Annotated in this window: 15 protein-coding genes; 7 read left to right on the top strand and 8 right to left on the bottom strand. The window is 68.9% G+C overall.

What is annotated here, in order from left to right; all coding sequences use genetic code 11:
• Nucleotides 1–14 precede the first annotated feature (14 nt).
• On the bottom strand, nt 15–815 hold the full coding sequence (locus RT456_RS02895) for a MipA/OmpV family protein (protein WP_313342234.1): 801 nt from the start codon (nt 813–815) through the stop codon (nt 15–17).
• 232 nt (nt 816–1,047) lie between these two features.
• On the opposite strand from RT456_RS02895, the gene RT456_RS02890 reads away from it, so the two are divergent.
• A complete protein-coding gene (locus RT456_RS02890; RefSeq protein ID WP_313342231.1) occupies nt 1,048–2,280 on the top strand; it encodes an efflux RND transporter periplasmic adaptor subunit in 1,233 nt (410 codons plus the stop codon).
• Entirely contained in the window at nt 2,277–5,327 is a 3,051-nt protein-coding gene (locus tag RT456_RS02885) for an efflux RND transporter permease subunit (RefSeq protein ID WP_313342229.1), read from the top strand. Before RT456_RS02890 ends, RT456_RS02885 begins: the two co-directional genes overlap by 4 nt.
• 10 nt (nt 5,328–5,337) lie before the next feature.
• Here the strand turns inward: RT456_RS02885 and RT456_RS02880 are convergent, their stop codons facing one another.
• Together RT456_RS02880 and RT456_RS02875 are read right to left on the bottom strand one after the other, a co-directional pair.
• A complete protein-coding gene (locus RT456_RS02880) occupies nt 5,338–5,592 on the bottom strand; it encodes a hypothetical protein (RefSeq protein ID WP_313342227.1) in 255 nt (84 codons plus the stop codon).
• A gap of 80 nt (nt 5,593–5,672) precedes the next feature.
• Entirely contained in the window at nt 5,673–6,209 is a 537-nt protein-coding gene (locus RT456_RS02875; protein WP_313342224.1) for a carboxymuconolactone decarboxylase family protein, read from the bottom strand.
• 83 nt (nt 6,210–6,292) lie between these two features.
• Here RT456_RS02875 and RT456_RS02870 point away from each other — a divergent pair, with 83 nt between their 5' ends.
• A complete protein-coding gene (locus RT456_RS02870) occupies nt 6,293–7,177 on the top strand; it encodes an AraC family transcriptional regulator (RefSeq protein ID WP_313342221.1) in 885 nt (294 codons plus the stop codon).
• A 10-nt stretch (nt 7,178–7,187) separates the two neighbouring features.
• On the opposite strand, the gene RT456_RS02865 is transcribed toward RT456_RS02870, so the two are convergent.
• From RT456_RS02865 to RT456_RS02855, 3 genes are all read right to left on the bottom strand, one after another.
• Entirely contained in the window at nt 7,188–8,114 is a 927-nt protein-coding gene (locus RT456_RS02865) for an alpha/beta hydrolase (RefSeq protein ID WP_313342218.1), read from the bottom strand.
• A gap of 16 nt (nt 8,115–8,130) precedes the next feature.
• Entirely contained in the window at nt 8,131–9,033 is a 903-nt protein-coding gene (locus RT456_RS02860) for an alpha/beta hydrolase (RefSeq protein WP_313342215.1), read from the bottom strand.
• 67 nt (nt 9,034–9,100) lie between these two features.
• Nucleotides 9,101–10,027, bottom strand: coding sequence for an alpha/beta hydrolase (locus tag RT456_RS02855; RefSeq protein ID WP_313342456.1), 927 nt, complete (start codon nt 10,025–10,027; stop codon nt 9,101–9,103).
• A gap of 152 nt (nt 10,028–10,179) precedes the next feature.
• Here RT456_RS02855 and RT456_RS02850 point away from each other — a divergent pair, with 152 nt between their 5' ends.
• A complete protein-coding gene (locus RT456_RS02850; protein ID WP_313342213.1) occupies nt 10,180–10,713 on the top strand; it encodes a hypothetical protein in 534 nt (177 codons plus the stop codon).
• A gap of 12 nt (nt 10,714–10,725) precedes the next feature.
• Here the strand turns inward: RT456_RS02850 and RT456_RS02845 are convergent, their stop codons facing one another.
• Nucleotides 10,726–11,349 (bottom strand): response regulator transcription factor, encoded by a 624-nt coding sequence (locus RT456_RS02845; protein ID WP_313342211.1) that lies wholly within the window; start codon nt 11,347–11,349, stop codon nt 10,726–10,728.
• A 208-nt stretch (nt 11,350–11,557) separates the two neighbouring features.
• Here RT456_RS02845 and RT456_RS02840 point away from each other — a divergent pair, with 208 nt between their 5' ends.
• On the top strand, nt 11,558–12,199 hold the full coding sequence (locus RT456_RS02840) for an isochorismatase family cysteine hydrolase (RefSeq protein WP_313342208.1): 642 nt from the start codon (nt 11,558–11,560) through the stop codon (nt 12,197–12,199).
• A gap of 26 nt (nt 12,200–12,225) precedes the next feature.
• Here RT456_RS02840 and RT456_RS02835 read toward each other — a convergent pair whose 3' ends face one another.
• Nucleotides 12,226–15,273, bottom strand: a complete 3,048-nt coding sequence (locus RT456_RS02835) for a two-component regulator propeller domain-containing protein (RefSeq protein ID WP_313342206.1) — start codon at nt 15,271–15,273, stop codon at nt 12,226–12,228.
• Nucleotides 15,274–15,416: 143 nt separating this feature from the next.
• Here RT456_RS02835 and RT456_RS02830 point away from each other — a divergent pair, with 143 nt between their 5' ends.
• Both RT456_RS02830 and RT456_RS02825 read left to right on the top strand, forming a co-directional pair.
• The gene (locus RT456_RS02830) at nt 15,417–15,992 is read left to right on the top strand and encodes a hypothetical protein (RefSeq protein WP_313342203.1); all 576 of its coding nucleotides are present in this window, start codon (nt 15,417–15,419) and stop codon (nt 15,990–15,992) included.
• 158 nt (nt 15,993–16,150) lie between these two features.
• Nucleotides 16,151–16,783, top strand: a complete 633-nt coding sequence (locus tag RT456_RS02825) for a TetR/AcrR family transcriptional regulator C-terminal domain-containing protein (RefSeq protein ID WP_313342200.1) — start codon at nt 16,151–16,153, stop codon at nt 16,781–16,783.
• Nucleotides 16,784–16,828 lie beyond the last annotated feature (45 nt).

Genomic DNA, 16,828 nt, shown 5'->3' with positions numbered 1-16,828 from the left:
GGAGTCGGTAGGGGTCAGAAGCCGCGGGTGATGCCGATGCGCAGCGCGGCCGACCCATCGGTATCGGGCTCGCTCAGCGGGCTGTCGGTGATCTCGTCGGGCAGGACGTCGTAGCTGATGCCGCCCAGCAATCGCCACTTCTCGCCCAGCGGGCGCGAGAAGGCGATGCTGACGTGCGGAACCACGGCGGCGCCGGGCTGGTAGCGCACTACGCCACGTGCAACTTCCTCGTCCAGCGTGCCATGGTAGTAGTTGACCATATCATCGGACATCCAGCGCACGCCGACGCCGGGCACCACGGTGGTGCGGCCCCACTGCAGGGCATAGGCATAGTCGGCCGAAAGCTCGTAGCCGCCGCTCGCATCGGTGACATCGGCCAGCGCGCTGAGCTTGAATTCGCCGGCCGCGCCGCTCCAGGTGGCGGCGATGCCGGCGTCCAGTGCGTCGTCGCGATCCTCCAGCAGGGCCGGGTCCACGCCGTTGGCCAGCAGTTCGCGGCGGCCGAGATCCTTGATGTCCACGCCATCGAAGCGCCCGGCCAGCACCGCATCCAGGCTGAAGGCATCGCCCTGGACCAGGTGCACGCCGCCGGTGAGACCCCGCCAGAAGATGCGCTTGCCCTCGAACGTAAGCAGCGGAACCGGGCGCACGCGCGTTCCCTCGCCGGCATAGGGGCTTTGGCGCACGGACGCGGCCACACCGATCGACCAGCGGTCATCGTCGGCCTTGGCCAGCAGGTCGCCGGTGCTGGAGGGGCTCTGTGCCACGGCCAGCGCAGGCAGCAGGAAGGGAACGGAAACAACGTACTTGAGCATGGGGGACTTCCTTGAGAGGGCGCGGCGAGCATTGCGGGCGCGGACTTACAGGCGACTTACCGCCGGCCGATGCGTCGCCTGCCGTTCAGCCAGCGGCCGCGTTCGAGCCTCGCGGCATGCAGCGCCAGTAAGAAGCAGGTAACCCGTGCCGCCGCAGACTCGGCGCCGCCCCTGCCAGGCGCGGCCGTTGTCGTCGTTCCGGCAGCACCGCCCTACCTCTCCGAGCACCTGCATGGTCCCGCATCGTCCCCCGTCCTCTCGCAGCCGTCTTCTGGCCGCCTCGCTTCCCCCCATTCCTGCGCGCGCCAGCGGTCGCAGCAGCCTGTTGTTCAAGGCGGTGCTTACTGCGGTGGCGCTGCTGGTCGCCGGTCTGGTCACGCTGCTGGTCGCGCGGTCGGCGCGCGGCGGCGCCACCGCCGGCAACGATGTGGTCCAGGCACCGCCCGCGATGACCGTCACCACGGTGCAGGTAAAGCAGCAGGACTGGGACGAGGCCCTCACCGCCTCGGGTGCCATTGCCGCCTGGCAGGAGTCGGTGGTGGGTGCGCCGCTTGCGGGCCTGCGCCTGGTCAGCGTGGAAGTCGACGTGGGGGCGGTGATCCGCAAGGGCCAGGTGCTGGCGCGTTTCGACGATGCTCTGCTGCAGGCCGACGCGCAGCGATTGCAGGCACTGTTGGCCCAGGCCGACGCCGAGTCGGCGCGCGCCCGCCGCGATGCGGAGCGGGCCCAGGCGCTGCGCCCGAGCGGGGCGCTGAGCGAGCAGTCGGTGCTGCTCACCCTGACCGAGGCAGAGAGTGCGGCCGCGGCCGTGCGCTCGGCGCGCGCGGCATTGAAGGCCAAGCAGGTGGAGATCGATTACGCGGTGGTACGGGCTGCCGATGACGGTGTCATCAGCGAACGCAGTGCAACCTTGGGTGCAGTGCCCGAGCGTGGCGAACCGCTCTTCAGGTTCATCCGGCAGCAGCGGCTGGAGTGGCGAGGTGAGCTGGGCGCGGCGCAGCTGGCCAAGGTCCGCGTCGGCCAGCGCGTGCGCCTGACGCTGCCGGACGGCAGCAGCGCCAACGCACAGCTCCGCCAGATCGCCCCGACGCTGGGCGACGCTGCACGCATGGGACGGGTATACGCCGATCTTCCTGTCGGCAGCGCCGCGCGCGCAGGCATGTATGTCCAGGGAGAGATCGGCCTGGCACGCTCGCCCGCGCAGGTGGTACCGGCATCGGCACTGGTCGTCCGCGATGGCCGCAGCCTGGTGTTTACGGTAAACGCCGATGGGGGCGCCGGGCATGTCAGCGCACGCACGGTCACGGTGGCGCGCCGTCGCCAGCGCCAGGTTGACGTGGGCGGAAGTCTTGAACCGGGTGCCTGGGTCGTCGACCAGGGGGCCGGGTTCCTCGCCGAGGGTGACCGCGTCCAGATCGTCGCGGGGCGCGCCGCTACCGCGCCGGTCGCAGCAGGCACACGATGAACCTTGCGACCTGGTCCATCCGCAATCCCGCCCCCGTGCTTCTGCTGTTCGCCCTGCTGGTGGTCGCCGGCGCGATCGGTTTTGCTCGGCTGCCGATCCAGAACCTGCCCGAGATCGAATTGCCCACGGTCAACGTGGCGCTGGCCCAACCCGGTGTGGCGCCGGCGCAGCTGGAGACGGCCGTGGCCCGGCCGGTCGAGAATGCCATCGCGGCGGTGGTCGGTCTGCGTCACCTGCGCACGCAGGTGAGCAATGGGGTGGTTCACATCTCGGCCGAATTCGAGATCGGCACGCCGTTGTCCGATGCGCTGGATGACGTCAAGGCGGCCGTCGACAGCACCCGCGCGGCGCTGCCCGACGACGTACTGCCGCCGGCGGTAAGCGCGGACGTGGTGGGCAGCAGCCCGATCCTGACCTACGCGGTGGAATCGGCGACGCTGGCACCCGAGCCGCTCTCGTGGTTCGTCGACGATACGTTGGACAAGGCCCTGCGCGGTGTGCCCGGCGTTGGACGCGTCGAGCGGCTCGGCGGCGTGCAGCGCGAGATCCGGGTAGAGGTGGAACCACTGCAACTGGACGCGCTGGCGGTGACCGCCAGCGATGTCTCACGGGCGTTGGGCGCCGTGCAACGCCAAGCGTCAGCCGCTGGTGTGCGGCTGGGCGGCGGCGAGCAGGCGCTGCGGACGCTGGCGACGGTGAACGAGTCCGCTGCGCTGGCCGATCTGATGCTGCCGCTGCCCGACGGGCGGCATCTGCGGCTGGGCGAGCTGGCTACGGTCACCGACGGGGTGCGTGATCGTGACCAGGCGGCGCTGCTGGACGGAACCGAGGTAGTGGGCTTCCACGTGTACCGCGCCCGCGGCAGCGACGAAACCCGCACCGCCGAGCAGGTGGCGGCGATGCTCGAAACCCTGGCCACGTCCCACCCGGGGCTGGTGTTCACCCCGGTGGCCAACCGGGTGGCCTACACCTTGGAGCAGTACCACGGTTCGATGCAGATGCTGTTGGAAGGCGCGGTGCTGGCGGTGCTGGTCGTGGCCTGGTTCCTGCGCGACTGGCGCGCGACCGCCGTGGCGGCAATGGCGTTGCCGCTGTCCATCCTGCCCACCTTCGCCGTGATGCCCTGGCTGGGCTTCTCGCTCAACACGCTGACGCTGCTGGCACTCGCGGTGGTCGCCGGCATCCTGGTGGACGATGCGATCGTGGAGATCGAGAACATCGAAACCCATCGACGCCGAGGCAAATCGATCACGGTGGCCACCGCCGATGCGGTGAACGAGATTGCCTTGGCGGTCCTGGCCACCACGCTCACGCTGGTGGTGGTGTTCCTGCCTACGGCATTGATGCCGGGCATCGCGGGACTGCTGTTCGCCCAGTTCGGTTGGACGACGGTCATTGCCGTGCTGGCGTCGCTGCTCGTCGCGCGCCTGCTGACGCCGCTGCTGGCCGTGCACTGGCTGCGCGCGCTGCCGCCGCGCCCGCGCCCCGAGGGCCGGGTGATGCCGCGCTATCTAGCGGCCGTGCGCTGGGTTCTCAGCCACCGCCGGACCACGCTGGCCGGGGCGCTTGCCTTCCTGGTGGGGTCGTTCGCGCTGCTGCCGCTGCTGCCCACCGGCTTCATGCCCGCCGCCGACCTGGGCTACGTTGAGGTGGCACTGGAATTGCCGCCGGGTGTTGCGCTGGCCGACGCGGTGCAGGCGGCCGAGCAGGTGCGCCACGCGGTGGCCGGCACGCCGGGTGTGGCGCAGGTATTCACCCGCGTAGGCGAAGCGGGTGGCGAGGACGGAGCGTCACCGGAGGTGCGCCGCGCGCTGCTCACGTTGAGCCTGGCACCGCGCCGACAGCGGGCGTCTCAGCAGGCGATGGAAGCGAAGCTCCGCGAGCGCCTGGCGTCCGTGCCCGGCATGCGTTTCAGCGTGGGCGGCGGCAGCCTCGGCACCGCGCTCACGCTGATCCTCGCCGGGGACGATGCGCAGCTGCTGCAGGCTACGGCGCAGACCCTGGAACAGCAGATGCGGGGGATTCCGGGCCTGGCCAACGTCACCTCGACGGCCAGCCTGGAACAACCCGAACTGACCATTCGACCCGACGCGCACCGTGCCGCGGAACGCGGGGTGTCCACCACGGCGATCGCCGATACGCTGCGGATAGCACTCGGCGGCGATGTCGACGCGGACCTGCCGCGGCTGGACCTGGACACGCGCCAGTTATTGATCCGGGTGCAGGTGCCGCTGCGCGTCCGCGAGGATCTGGACGCCATCGGGCGCCTGCGTGTGCCGGCGCGCGACGGCACGGTGCCGCTGGCGAGCATCGCCCACCTGGGCATGGAAAGCGGACCGAGCCAGATCGACCGGTTCGACCGCCAGCGCTACGTCACGCTGGGCGCCGGCCTGGCCGGCATGCCACTGGGCGATGCGGACGCAGCGGTTGCGGCACTGCCGATCAGCCGCGCCATGCCGGCGGGCGTAAGGCCGATCGAAGCCGGTGATTCGGAACTGGCGGCCGAGCTTGCCAGCGGCTTCCTGATCGCCATCGCAGCTGGGCTGGCCTGCATGTTCTGTGTGCTGGTCCTGCTGTTGAAGGACGCGTTCCAGCCGCTGACGATTCTGTCGGCCGTGCCGCTGTCGCTGGGCGGCGCGCTGCTGGCGCTGCTGGTGACCGGCAGTGCCTTGGATGTGCCGGCCATGATCGGGCTGGTGATGCTGATGGGCATCGTCACCAAGAACGCGATCCTGCTGGTGGACCACGCGGTCAAGGCGATGCGCCATGGCGGCCTGCACCGCGACGCGGCGCTGGTGGAGGCGTGCAGCCACCGCGCACGACCGATCATCATGACCTCGTTGGCGATGGTGGCAGGGATGCTGCCGATCGCGCTGGGACTGGGCGCGGATGCCAGCTTCCGGCAACCGATGGCGATCACCGTCATCGGTGGCCTGGTCACCTCCACCCTGCTCAGCCTGCTGGTCGTGCCGGTGCTGTTTACCTGCATCGATGATGCGCGGGTCTGGCTGCAGCGCCGGGGCAACAGACGTGGCGAACCCGGATGAAACGGACGGGTCAGGACAGGTCCACGAACCCGCTGCGCAGTACACCGTCAACGCTCACGATGGCATCCAGCCGTAGCAGGCGCCCGTTGTCCAGCTGCATGTACTCCACCGCATCGCGCGCCTGCAGATCGGCAATACGTGCAGAGACGGTCTCGTGCTGGCCGGCGCCGGTGTCGAACACGATGACGACGCGCCGGCCAACGGTGGCCGTTGCCTCCAGCACGTCATGGAACTCGCAGTTGATGGGAACGTAGGTTCGGTTCATGGCGCGGTCTCCTGAAGAATGGCGGGCGTGGCGCATCGAGGGACCGGCCGGGTCAGCCCGGCCAGCCCTGTCGGCGTTGTTCAACGCAGTTTCACGCCGGGGAAGTCCACCGGTACCGCGAACGCCACGTTGATGTAGTTGGTGAACAGGTTCAACGCGACATGCGCCAGGATCTCGACGATTTCCTCGTCGCTGAAGCCCACCGCGCGCAGCTGGGTTACGTCGGCATCCTTGATCTGGCCGCGGCCTTTCACGACCTGCAATGCGAAGTGCAGCGCCGCAGCGGTCTTCGGGTCGTCGGACGCACCGCCCTGCGCTTCGCTCATCTCCTGGCTGCTCGCGCCGGCTTTGCGGCCCAGTGCCGTATGCGCGGCCAGGCAGTACTCGCAGGCGTTGCGGTTGGCGATGGCCACGGCAATCTTCTCGCCCAGGGCGGTCGGAATGACGCCCCCGCCAAGGGCGCCGAAGGAACCCCACATGCTCTTCAGGGCGGCGGTGGAGTTGGCCACAGCGCGGAACATGTTGGGGGTGGCACCGAAGGCCGCATGGATCTGGCCGAGCAGCGCCTGGCGTTCGCCGGTGGTGTCCTGGGTGTTGATCAGGGGGATACGGGACATGACTTGGATTCCTTCGGAATGCCGGCGCGGGGTGGCCGGTTGATGGGCATAATAGGAGCCCGTTCGGGACGTTTGGTGTCTTTATGTCGCAGATAGGTGTCAATTCGTCCAGTTTCTCGATTGACCGGCTGACGCCCGTGCTGGAGCACTTCCGCGTTCAGGCCACCCTGTTCCACGCGGGTCCGCTGTGCGGTCACCAGACGTTCGAGGCGCAGCCGGGCCGGGGCTTCCTGCATGTGCTGCGCCGGGGCGAAATGGACCTCCTGTACCGCGACGGCGCGCGTCTGGCGCGCACCCATCTGGCCCAACCCACGCTGCTGCTGTTCCCGCGCGCAGTGCACCACGAGTTCATCAACCCGCCAGTGGACGGCTCGGACTTCACCTGCGCCACGCTGGATTTCGATGGCGGCACGCGCAACCCGATCGTGCAGTCGCTGCCGGATGTGATCGTGCTGCCATTGGATGCCATCGATGGGCTGCAGGCGACGCTGGACCTGTTGTTCGCCGAGTCGGACCAGATGCGCTGCGGCTCGCGGCTGCTCGCCAACCGGTTGTTCGAAGTGGTGCTGATCCAGGTGCTGCGCTGGATCATCGACAACCCGGACAGAGCGCAGGTCTCGCAGGGCATGATGCTGGGCCTGTCCGAGCCGCGCCTGGCCAAGGCGCTGATGGCCGTGCACGCCGCGCCCGATGCGGACTGGACGCTGGAGCGGATGGCCGGGCAGGCCGGCATGTCGCGCAGCGCGTTCGCTGCGGCATTCAAGGCCGCCACCGGCACTACGCCGGCAGCCTATTCGCTGGATTGGAAGCTCAACGTGGCCACGTCACTGCTGCGCGCGGGACGACCGGTGAAGCAGGTTGCACTGGAGCTGGGCTTCGCCGACGCGCCGACCTTCTCGCGCGCCTTCCGCCGCCGCACCGGTACCTCGCCGCGCGGGTGGCTTGCCACGCGCGCCGAGGAACCGTGAGCGCACGGGCCTACTTGTCCAGAAACGCTACCAGCGCAGGAATGGTCTGCTCCGGCGCTTCTTCCATCAGCCAGTGGCCGGAGCCCTTGACGATCACGCCCTGGACATTCGTATCCACCAGCTTCGCCTGGTCGATCAGGAACTGGCCACCGGCCTTCTCGCCGGAGAGCACCAGCATCGGCATGTGCAGCGGGGTCTTGGCGAAGCCGGCGAAATCCTTGGCGTCCTGCTCGAAGTTCTTGAAGTACTCGAAGCCCGCGCGCATGCCGCCGGGACGCGCATATTCGGACGCGTAGAACTGGCGGTCGGCCTCGGGCACCGAATGCGTGCGGTCGGCGGCGAAGTCGTTCCAGAAGTGCTCGAAATACGTCCGTTCGCGGCCATCGACCAGCTTCAACGGCGTTTCACCGTAGAAGTGGAAATGCCACAGGTCGCGCAGCAGCCACACATGGGTCCAGTCGCCCACGCCCGGCAGGAACGCGTCCATCAGCACGACGCTCTCCACCTCGTCCGGGTACTGCGCCGCGTAGGCATACGCCACCATCAGGCCGATGTCGTGGCCGACGATCTTCACCTTCGGGTAGCCAAGCGACTTCACCAGCGCGTGGATGTCCTGCGCCAAGGTCTTCTTGTCGTAGCCACCGACCGGCTTGGACGATTGGCCGGCGCCGCGCAGGTCCGGCGCGATCACGACGTGCTGCCCGACAAGCTGCGGCATCAGCGGCCGCCACATGTGGCTGGTTTCGGCATAGCCGTGCAACAGAACCACCGGCGATTCGGTGCCTTGCCCGGCTTTCAGGTAGTGCAGGGTCACACCATTCACATCGGCGGTGTGGCTCTGGATGGCAGTGGTGTCGGCTGCCTGGGCGGTGGCGTGCACCGCCAGCAGCACCAGCAGGGCGGCAACGGTACGGAAGGGTCGCGGTAGCAGCTTCATTGGAGTCTCCATGCGGTTACGGGGATGCAGCGTCGGCAGGAAGATGGCGCTCGATCCACCGCACGAAGTCGCCGATCACGCCTTCCCGCCCCGCATCATTGAGCAGGTCATGGGCGTGATCCTTGTACAGCAGCAACGTCTTGTCGGCCGATCCCGCGTTGTCGTTGAACAGCTGGCTGCCGGCAGGCACGGTGACCTTGTCGGCCGTGCCATGCGCGATCAGGACCGGCAGCCGCAGGCTCGGAAACCCGCGCCGCAGCCGGTCGATGCCCACCAGCATCTGCGCGACGGTCAGCGCGGTCTGCTTCTCGCCGGCAATGAGCGGATCGGCATTGAGCGCGGCCACCACCTCGGGCAATCGCGAGAATTCCTTGTTGGGCAACTTCAGCACGCGCAGTTTCGGGAACGGGCCGCTGAGCCAGCGCACCAGCGCCAGCACCAGGGGTGGCGCCGGTACCTGGAACGCGTAGCTCTCGCAGATCAGCCCGGCCAGTTCGTCCTGGTGCGACAGGGTGTACGCCGAGGCGATCACGCCGCCCGCACTGTGCCCGAGCAGGAACACCGGCAGGCCCGGCTCGCGCGCACGCGCCACGTTCAACAGCGACTGTACGTCGGCCAGGTAGTCGTCGAAGTGCTCCACGTGGAAACGTTCGCCACTGGACTTGCCACGCCCGCGCAGGTCCACGGCATAGACGGCCAGGCCGATCGCCGTGAACTGGGCAGCAGCCCACTGGTAGTGACCGCTGTGCGAGTTGAAGCCGGGCACGATCGCCAGCACTGCGCGTACCTTGCCGGTGGGGCGCCAGCTGCGGATGAACAGCTCGCGCTCACCGCCGGTGATGAACTCTTCGCTGCGCGTCGGCCCGGTGTCGCGGGGGTCGGATGGCACGGCATGCAGAGCTGCAGGGGGAGCGTTCATGGCAGGTCCTCGGTAAGAAAACACGCGCTGACAACGCCGGCGCGGAAAAGTGCGCGGGGGAGGGCGCTCAGGGCGTGAGGAAGGCGAGCAGATCCTGGTTGAGCTGCTCCTTGGCGGTGTCACCCAGGCTGTGGCCACCGCCGGGATAGATCTTCAGCTGCGCGCCTTTGACCAGCGTGGCCGAGCGCAGTGCCGCCGCCTTGATCGGCACGATCTGGTCGTCGTCGCCGTGGATGATCAGGGTGGGAACATCGATCCTGCCCAGGTCGGCAGTGAAGTCGGTTTCGGAAAACGCCTTGATGCAGTCGTACGCATTCTTGTGGCCGGACTGCATGCCCTGCGTCCACCACGCGCGGATCAATCCTTCGGAGACCTTCGCGCCGGGCCGGTTGAAACCAAAGAACGGTCCCGTCGCTACGTCCAGGAAGAACTGCGCACGGTCGGCCAGGTAGGCGCTGCGGAAGCCGTCGAACACCTCGATGGGCAGGCCGTCGGGGTTGTCGGCGGTCTTGAGCATGATCGGCGGCACCGCGCCCATCAGCACCACTTTCGAGACGCGCGCGGTGCCATGCCGACCGATGTAACGCGCCACTTCGCCGCCGCCGGTGGAGTGGCCGACCATCGCCACGTTGTCCACGCCCAAGTGGTTGAACAGCGCCGCCACGTCATCGGCATAGGTATCCATGTCGTTGCCGTGCCACGGCTGGCTGGAGCGGCCGTGCCCGCGGCGGTCGTGGGCAATGCAGCGGAAGCCCTTGCTGGCCAGGAAGAACATCTGCGCCTCCCACGCATCGGCGTTGAGCGGCCAGCCGTGGCTGAAGGACACGACCGGACCGCTGCCCCAGTCCTTGTAGTAGAGGGAGGTACCGTCGGCGGTGGTGAAGTAGCTCATGGCGGCCTCGATGCGGGGGGCGTGGGGGAGGGATGAGGGTGCAGCCTCACATGCAGGTGCAGCGCCGGCATCGGGCGTTCGGGCGCGCACGCGCTCCCCCATCCGGGGGCCGCTGTATCTGCCCGTCGGCATCCTGATCGCCAGTGACCCCCACATGGGGGTACTACGGATGCCCCGACCGGCAGCGGCCAACCGCGCCGCTGGGGTTACCCTTCGCCCAGCGCGCCATGCCGGCGTGCGTTCGGGAGAACGGCATGCTTGACCGGCTGGCGGTGCTCGACACGATCCTGCAGGACCATGCGCAGGCGCTTGGCCGGGACTACCACCCCTACCGCAACCACGCCTACCGCGTGGCCAACTTCGCCTGGTGCCTGCGGCCCGGCAGCGTGCACGACCTGTACGTGCTGTCGGTGGCGGTGGCCTTCCACGACCTCGGCATCTGGACCGCGGGCACCTTCGATTACCTGGGGCCGTCCGAAGCACTGGCGCGGCAGTACCTGCTGGACCAGCAACGTCCCGAGCTGGTGCCCGTGGTGCTGGCGATGATCAGTGAACACCATCGGGTGTCCCACGTACCGGGCGACCAGGACCCCTGCATCGAGGCGTTCCGCCGTGCCGATTGGATCGACGTGTCACTCGGACTGCGCCGCTTCAACCTGCCTGCCGACGCGTTCACGCGGATCGTGAAGCAGTTCCCGCGCCTCGGCTTCCATCTGCGCCTGGTGCAGTTCTCGCTGCGCCACGGCCTGCGCCATCCGCTGCGGCCGCTGCCCATGCTGAAGCCCTAGCACCGCCGCGCGTCACTCCTCCAGGCGCACCAGCCCACGCCGCAGCGCGATGTGGATGGCCTCGGTCCGGGTGCGCGCGCCGACCTTCTCGAAGATGCGCGCCAGGTGCGATTTGACCGTCTCCGCCGAGATGCCCAGTGTGTTGGCGATGCGCTTGTTCTCCCAGCCATGGGCAAGCGCGGAGAGGATCGAGAGCTCACGTGCGGTCAGCGCCTCCTCGCCCACGTGCTGGGCGATCTCTTCGGAAATCTCCGCCGACAGGCAGCGCTTGCCCTGATCCACGCGGCGCAGTGCATCGATGAGCTCACCGCGCAGCGAGCTCTTCAGCAGGTAGCCGCAGGCACCGGCCGCCAGCGCATCACGCGCATTGGCATCGCCGCGGTAGGTGGTCAGGATCACCACGCGGGCCTGTGGGAACTCCGCGCGCAGGCGGCGGGTAAGTTCAATGCCACCCACGCCGGGCATCTGCAGATCGACCAGCGCGATATCCGGCAGCAGGCGCCGGAACTGTTCCATGCCGCTGTGCGCATCGGCCGCTTCGCCCACGACGACCATGTCCGGCTCCACCTCCAGCATGGACGCGATGCCCTGGCGGATCAGTGGGTGATCGTCGATGGTCAGGATGCGGATGGTCATGGCTAGCCCCCGGGCAGGGCACCACCGTGCATCGTGGCGCGGCCCAACGCAAGCGTGGCGCGTGTGCGTGTCCGCCATGCGACCGACGGCGCCGCCGACGCCCCCGAATGGGGGGCGCCGACGTGGCCGGAACACGCCACGACAGCCGTATGGCGTGCGCCGACACTCTCCGTGAAGGGACGTCCCTCGGCCCGGGAGCCGCCGCACCATGAGCGCCAGCGCACCTGCCTATCCTGCGGGGCATACCGCCCTGCTGTTCGTCGACCCCTACAACGACTTCCTCGCCGACGGCGGCAAACTCTGGCCGGCAGTGGCCGAGGTGGCGACCGCCGTCGACCTGCATGCCAACCTGCGCCGCATCCGCGACGCGGTGCACTGCGCGCGCTGGCCACTGTTCATCGTGCCGCACCACCGGTCCACGCCGGACGATCTGCATGCGTGGCAGCACCCGACGCCGTATCAATGCGGCGCCTCCGAAGCGCAGGTGTTCGCGCGCGACGGCTGGGGTGGCGAGTGGCACCCCGACTTCGCGCCGGAGCCGCATGACATCATCGTCAAGGAGCACTGGGGCGGCAGCGGCTTCGCCAACACCGACCTGGACCTGCTGCTGAAGCAGCACGGCATCAGCCACGTGATCGTGGTCGGCCTGATCGCCAACACCTGCATCGAAACCACCGCGCGTTTCGCCAGCGAACTGGGCTACCACGTCACCCTGGTGCGCGATGCCACGGCCGCCTTCAGCCAGGCCGCCATGCATGCCGCGCACGAGATCAACGGCCCCACCTATGCCCACGCCATCGTGAGTACGCGCGAGCTGCTTGCCCGCATTCCCTTCAGTGCCGATCCCTGACCGCATCGCGGTCGTCGTCCGTCGAGTCAGCCCGGGTCGCTGCCGCGCGTGACCCGCCAGCGCGGCAGGCGCAGCCGTACCCGGGTGCCACCGTCGGGCCGCGGCTGCACCAGCAGCGTGCCGCCGCACAGCGCGGCGCGCTCGCGCATGCCGGGCAGGCCCCAGTGCCCCTCGCTGCCACCGTGCGCAAGCACGTCATCGCCGATACCGCAGCCGTCGTCCTCGATCTCGACGACCGTGCGCAGCAATGCGTAGGTGATGCGCACGGTGATGCGTGATGGGTTGGCGTGGCGGTGTGCATTGGCGACCGCCTCGCGCACGATCCGCTGCACTTCACCCAGTTCCGGGTTGCGCCAGCGCCGTGGTTTCCCGTGCACTTCGACCGCGAAGCCGGTCTCCGCCGGCAACTCCAGCTGTGCCGGCAGTGCGCGCACGGCCGATTCCAGGTCGTCGAAACGTCCCTCCTCGCGGCGCAGTGCGCGAATGCGGTCGCGGCCCTCCACCAGGCCCGACTCCGCCTCCTCCAATGCATGTGCCAGGCCCGCATCGGCCGCCGCCGTGTCGCCCGACGCCAGCCGACGGCGCGAGGATTCAATGCGCAGCATCAGCGCCTGCACCGACTGCAGCAGGGTGTCGTGCAGGTCGCGCGCGATGCGCTCGCGTTCGCCCACCCGCGCGCGGTAGACGCGCTGCACGCGTTGGCGCGCCACGGATACCCGCCAGCGCACGAATGCCCAGATCAATGCGGCTGCCGCGGCTACCAGCGCGAGCGCGAACCATGTGGTCTGCCAGAACGCGGGCAGTACCGTGACGTTGAACGACGCCTCCTGTGCCGACCACGCGCCGGTATCGTCGCTGGCGATCAGGCGGAACCGGTAACTGCCCGGGGCCAGACGGCTGTAGATCGCCTGCCGTCCTGTGCCGGCATCCATCCAATCGTCGTCCACGCCGTCGAGCCGATAGCGGAACCCCACCCGTTCGGGAATGCGCAGCGCCGGGGCCGTGTAGTCCACGCGCAGGTCGCGGCTGCCGGCCGGCAGGCGCAGGTGCGGTGACAGCGGCACCGGTGCGTCGTCCACCTTGACCGCCAGCAGCGTCGGAGCGGGGGGCGCAGCGGCCGGGTTGCGGGTGATGTGGCGCGGGTCGATCCAGTGCACGCCGCGGTTGGTGGCGAACCAGATCCGGCCCTGCGCATCGCTCAGCACGGAGGGCACGCCGCCGGTCTGCTCCGACGTGCCGCGCAGGCCGTCGAGTACGCCGAACCGTTCGAATGCCACGGCATGGGTGGGATCGCGACGCCACTGCGCCATCTCCGCCGCTGGAATGCGGGCAAGTCCACCGCGCCCGCCCAGCCACAGTTCGCCATCGGGCAGCAGCACGATGCCGCTGGTGCGCTCGAAGGTTTCCCCCGCACGACCGAGCAGGCGCTGGAAGGTTTCGTTGCTGCGCATCGCCACACCCCTGGCGCCGCCGGCCCACAGCGTGTCGCCGTAGTTCTGCAGCACCGCAATGCGGCCGATACCCGGGCCGTCCTCCTTGAGGTCGCGGCGGCGTCCGTGTTCGAACACGCCGATGGTCTGCCCCGCATCAGTCCAGATCCGTCCGCGCGCATCCTCTGCCAGCGCCCGCGGGGTGACCCCCGGCTGCATGCCGTACTTGCTGTTCTGCACCTCCCATGTGCCGTTGTACAGGCGCAGCAGCCCGCCGTTGAGCCGGCTCACCCACAGCCCGCCGGCGCGGTCACTGGCGATCATGTTGACCACGCCATCGCCTTCCAGCTCCGGCGGCAGTGCCACACGCTCCAGGCCATTGGCACCGACCCGCGACAGCGATCCGCGGCCGCTGCCCACCCACAACGTGCCGCCGGCGTCGCGATGCATGGCGCTGACGCCTTCCATCTCCAACCCACCCAGTTCCTGCACGCGCCCGCCCCCGGGCATCGAGGGGTCGGGGCTGACCCACAGCGGGCCGCGGTCCGGGTTGCCCACCAACAGGCGACCGTCCTTGCCAAGCGCCATCGAGAACGACTGGTCGCGGCGCGGCAGGGTGACCGCCGCCAGTGCGTTGTCGCGGAACCTGTCCAGGCCGTTGGCCGTGCCGGTCCAGAGATTGCCCTCGCGATCCTCGAACAGCGTCCACACCACTTCCGAGGTCAGGCCCTGGGCGGGTCCGAAGTACTCCGGCTGCGGTGCCACCACGCCTCCCCCGGGCGCGCGCAGTGCGTGGGCGTCACGCACGCGGGCGATACCGCCCGCCGTGCTGAGCCACATGCCGCCATCGCGGTCGAAGCGCAGGCCTGCGCCTTTGAACGCCGGGTCCAGCCAGCTCACGGTCGCCCGGTCATGGCGGCGGTCGCGCTCGGCCCGTGCCAGCGGCCGCACCCCCCAATAGTCGGCCGCCCACAACGTGCCGTCGGCGGCCTGGTCGAAGAACGGAATCTGGACCGGCGTGGGGGTGGGTTGGAAGCGCGATGCGCCCGGGGCGAGGTGCACGATGCCGAACGCCTCGTTCTCCGAGTACGCCACCCAGATTCCGCCCTGGCGGTCGGCGAAGATCCGCTCCGGGCGCCAGCCCGCGTCGAAGCCCATCGGCTGCGCGGTCTTCCAGGTATCGCTGGCCGGATCGAGCCAGACCAGCGACACCGGCGTGATCGCCCACAGCCGCTTGCCGGCATCGCGCGCGAAGCCCATCACCGAGCCCAGCGGCACGTCATCGCGCTGGTAGGCGTACTGGCCCGGGTGCGGTCCACCCAGCCGGCTCATGCCGCCGTTGAAGTAACCCACCCACAGTGAGCCGTCGGGCTCGGCCAACAGGCTCAGCACGTCTTCCTCGATCAGCGGGTCGTCGCCCATGCGGGTGATGCGCTCGAAGCGCACGCCGTCGAAGCGGTACAGGCCCTGCCTTGAGCCCAGCCAGAGCAGACCGTCGGTCGTCTGCGCGATGGAGAAGATCTGTGCCGGTGCGCCGTCGTCGGGTGTCCAGCGGTCGTGGCGCAGCTGGGTCAGGGCGCGGTCGGGCGAGAGCGCATGCGCTGCTGGCACCGCACCTTCGCTGATCAGCAGACCGAGCAGCAACAGCCGGCAGAAACCGCCGAGGCTCCTGTTCGTGACGTGCGCGGATGCATGACGAACCGGAAGCCTGGGCATGGAGGCAGACCAATGGGGCAGGGTGCGCACTGCGCAGCCCGCGGCCGGGTGGGGTTTCGGCGGAGTATGCCATGCGTGGGGCGGTGCGCCGGGAGGCTTGGCAGGGCAGTGGCGCTACGCCATCATGCGCGCCCACCCCGGTACACCTCACGGATGAGCAGATGCGATTCAACTTTTATGGGTTCGAGGTCGTTCCGCAAACGACGCGGGGTCGCTGGCTGATGTTCGGCGCGATCGTGTTGAGCGTGCTGATGCTGTATCCCGGCATCAAGAAGCGTGGCGAGCAGATCGCCAGGCAGACCGAACGCGTGGCGGGTTTCGACATGCCGGCCGGCATGAAGCCGGCCTGGACCGAACACCCCAAAGAGAACACCATCGAGCTGGACCCCCGCGGCAGCATCGAAGTGGGCAAGCCCCTGCGGCGCGGCTATCGCCTTGAACCAGCGCAGGCGCAGGCGCTCATGGAGAGCTGCACCGAACGCGGCGGACAGGTCATCGACGGCAACGACGCCGCCAAGGCGTATCCCCGCCTGATGGGGCGCCTCCACGGCAATGGCCCGATCTGCATGCGCACCGACAACGCGCCGAGGCGCGCCGTGTCATTGCTTCAAGGCGACACCTTGGTCATCCAGATCGCCAACTACTGAGCGCCGGCGCTGACGCCGGGCCACGTCGGTAGCGTCACGCCCTGCGTGGCTTCGCCGTGCCCGAACGAAGCGCAGCCACGCAGGGCGTGGCGCTACTTGCAGGGTGCAACCTAACACTGTTAGATTCGCCCCCTAACACCGTTAGGTAGAAGCCCCCAGTGCGTCAACCCATCGCCCGGGACAACATCGTCGGTGCCGCCTTCAAGATCCTCGACGAGGCCGGCATGGAGGGCGTGACGCTGCGCAAGGTGGCCTGCACGCTGGGTATCCGCGCGCCGTCGCTGTACTGGCACTTCAAGAGCAAGCAGGCGCTGGTCGATGCCATGGCCGACGCCATGATCGTGGACGTGGCCCGGCACATCCCCGACGGCCAGCCGTGGCGCGAGACCCTGCTGCAGATCGCCCGCGAGTTCCGCACCGCGTTCAAGGCCCGCCGCGATGGCGCGCGGGTCTACGCGGGCACCTTCCTGGCCACCGAGAACGTGCTGCGGGTGGGCGAAGCCAGCATCGCCGCGCTGGTCGGCGCAGGCGCCTCGGTGCGCTTTGCCGCCACCGCCTCGATGGACCTGGTGTATTACGCGATGGGCTTCGTCATCGAAGAACAGTCGTGGCCCGGCGACGGCAGCATGGAGGCGCTGGGCGAGGTCTTCATGGCCCTGGCCGAGGCACGTTTTCCACAGTGCTGGGCGGCCCGTGATGTCTGGAGCGAGGTCGATTTCGACACGCGCTTCGAGCAGGGCCTGGGGCTGATGCTCGATGGCATCGCACTGCGCCTGGCCCGCGCGCCCTGATTCGTTTTCCCTTTCCTTTGTTCCCGCTGTTCCGACACGGAAGCT

It is taken from the genome of Stenotrophomonas sp., assembly GCF_032099025.1.
In the GTDB taxonomy this organism is placed as follows: Bacteria; Pseudomonadota; Gammaproteobacteria; order Xanthomonadales; family Xanthomonadaceae; genus Stenotrophomonas.
Note: the sequence above shows the minus strand (reverse complement) of the source record. Positions and strands in the feature narration are given on the sequence as shown.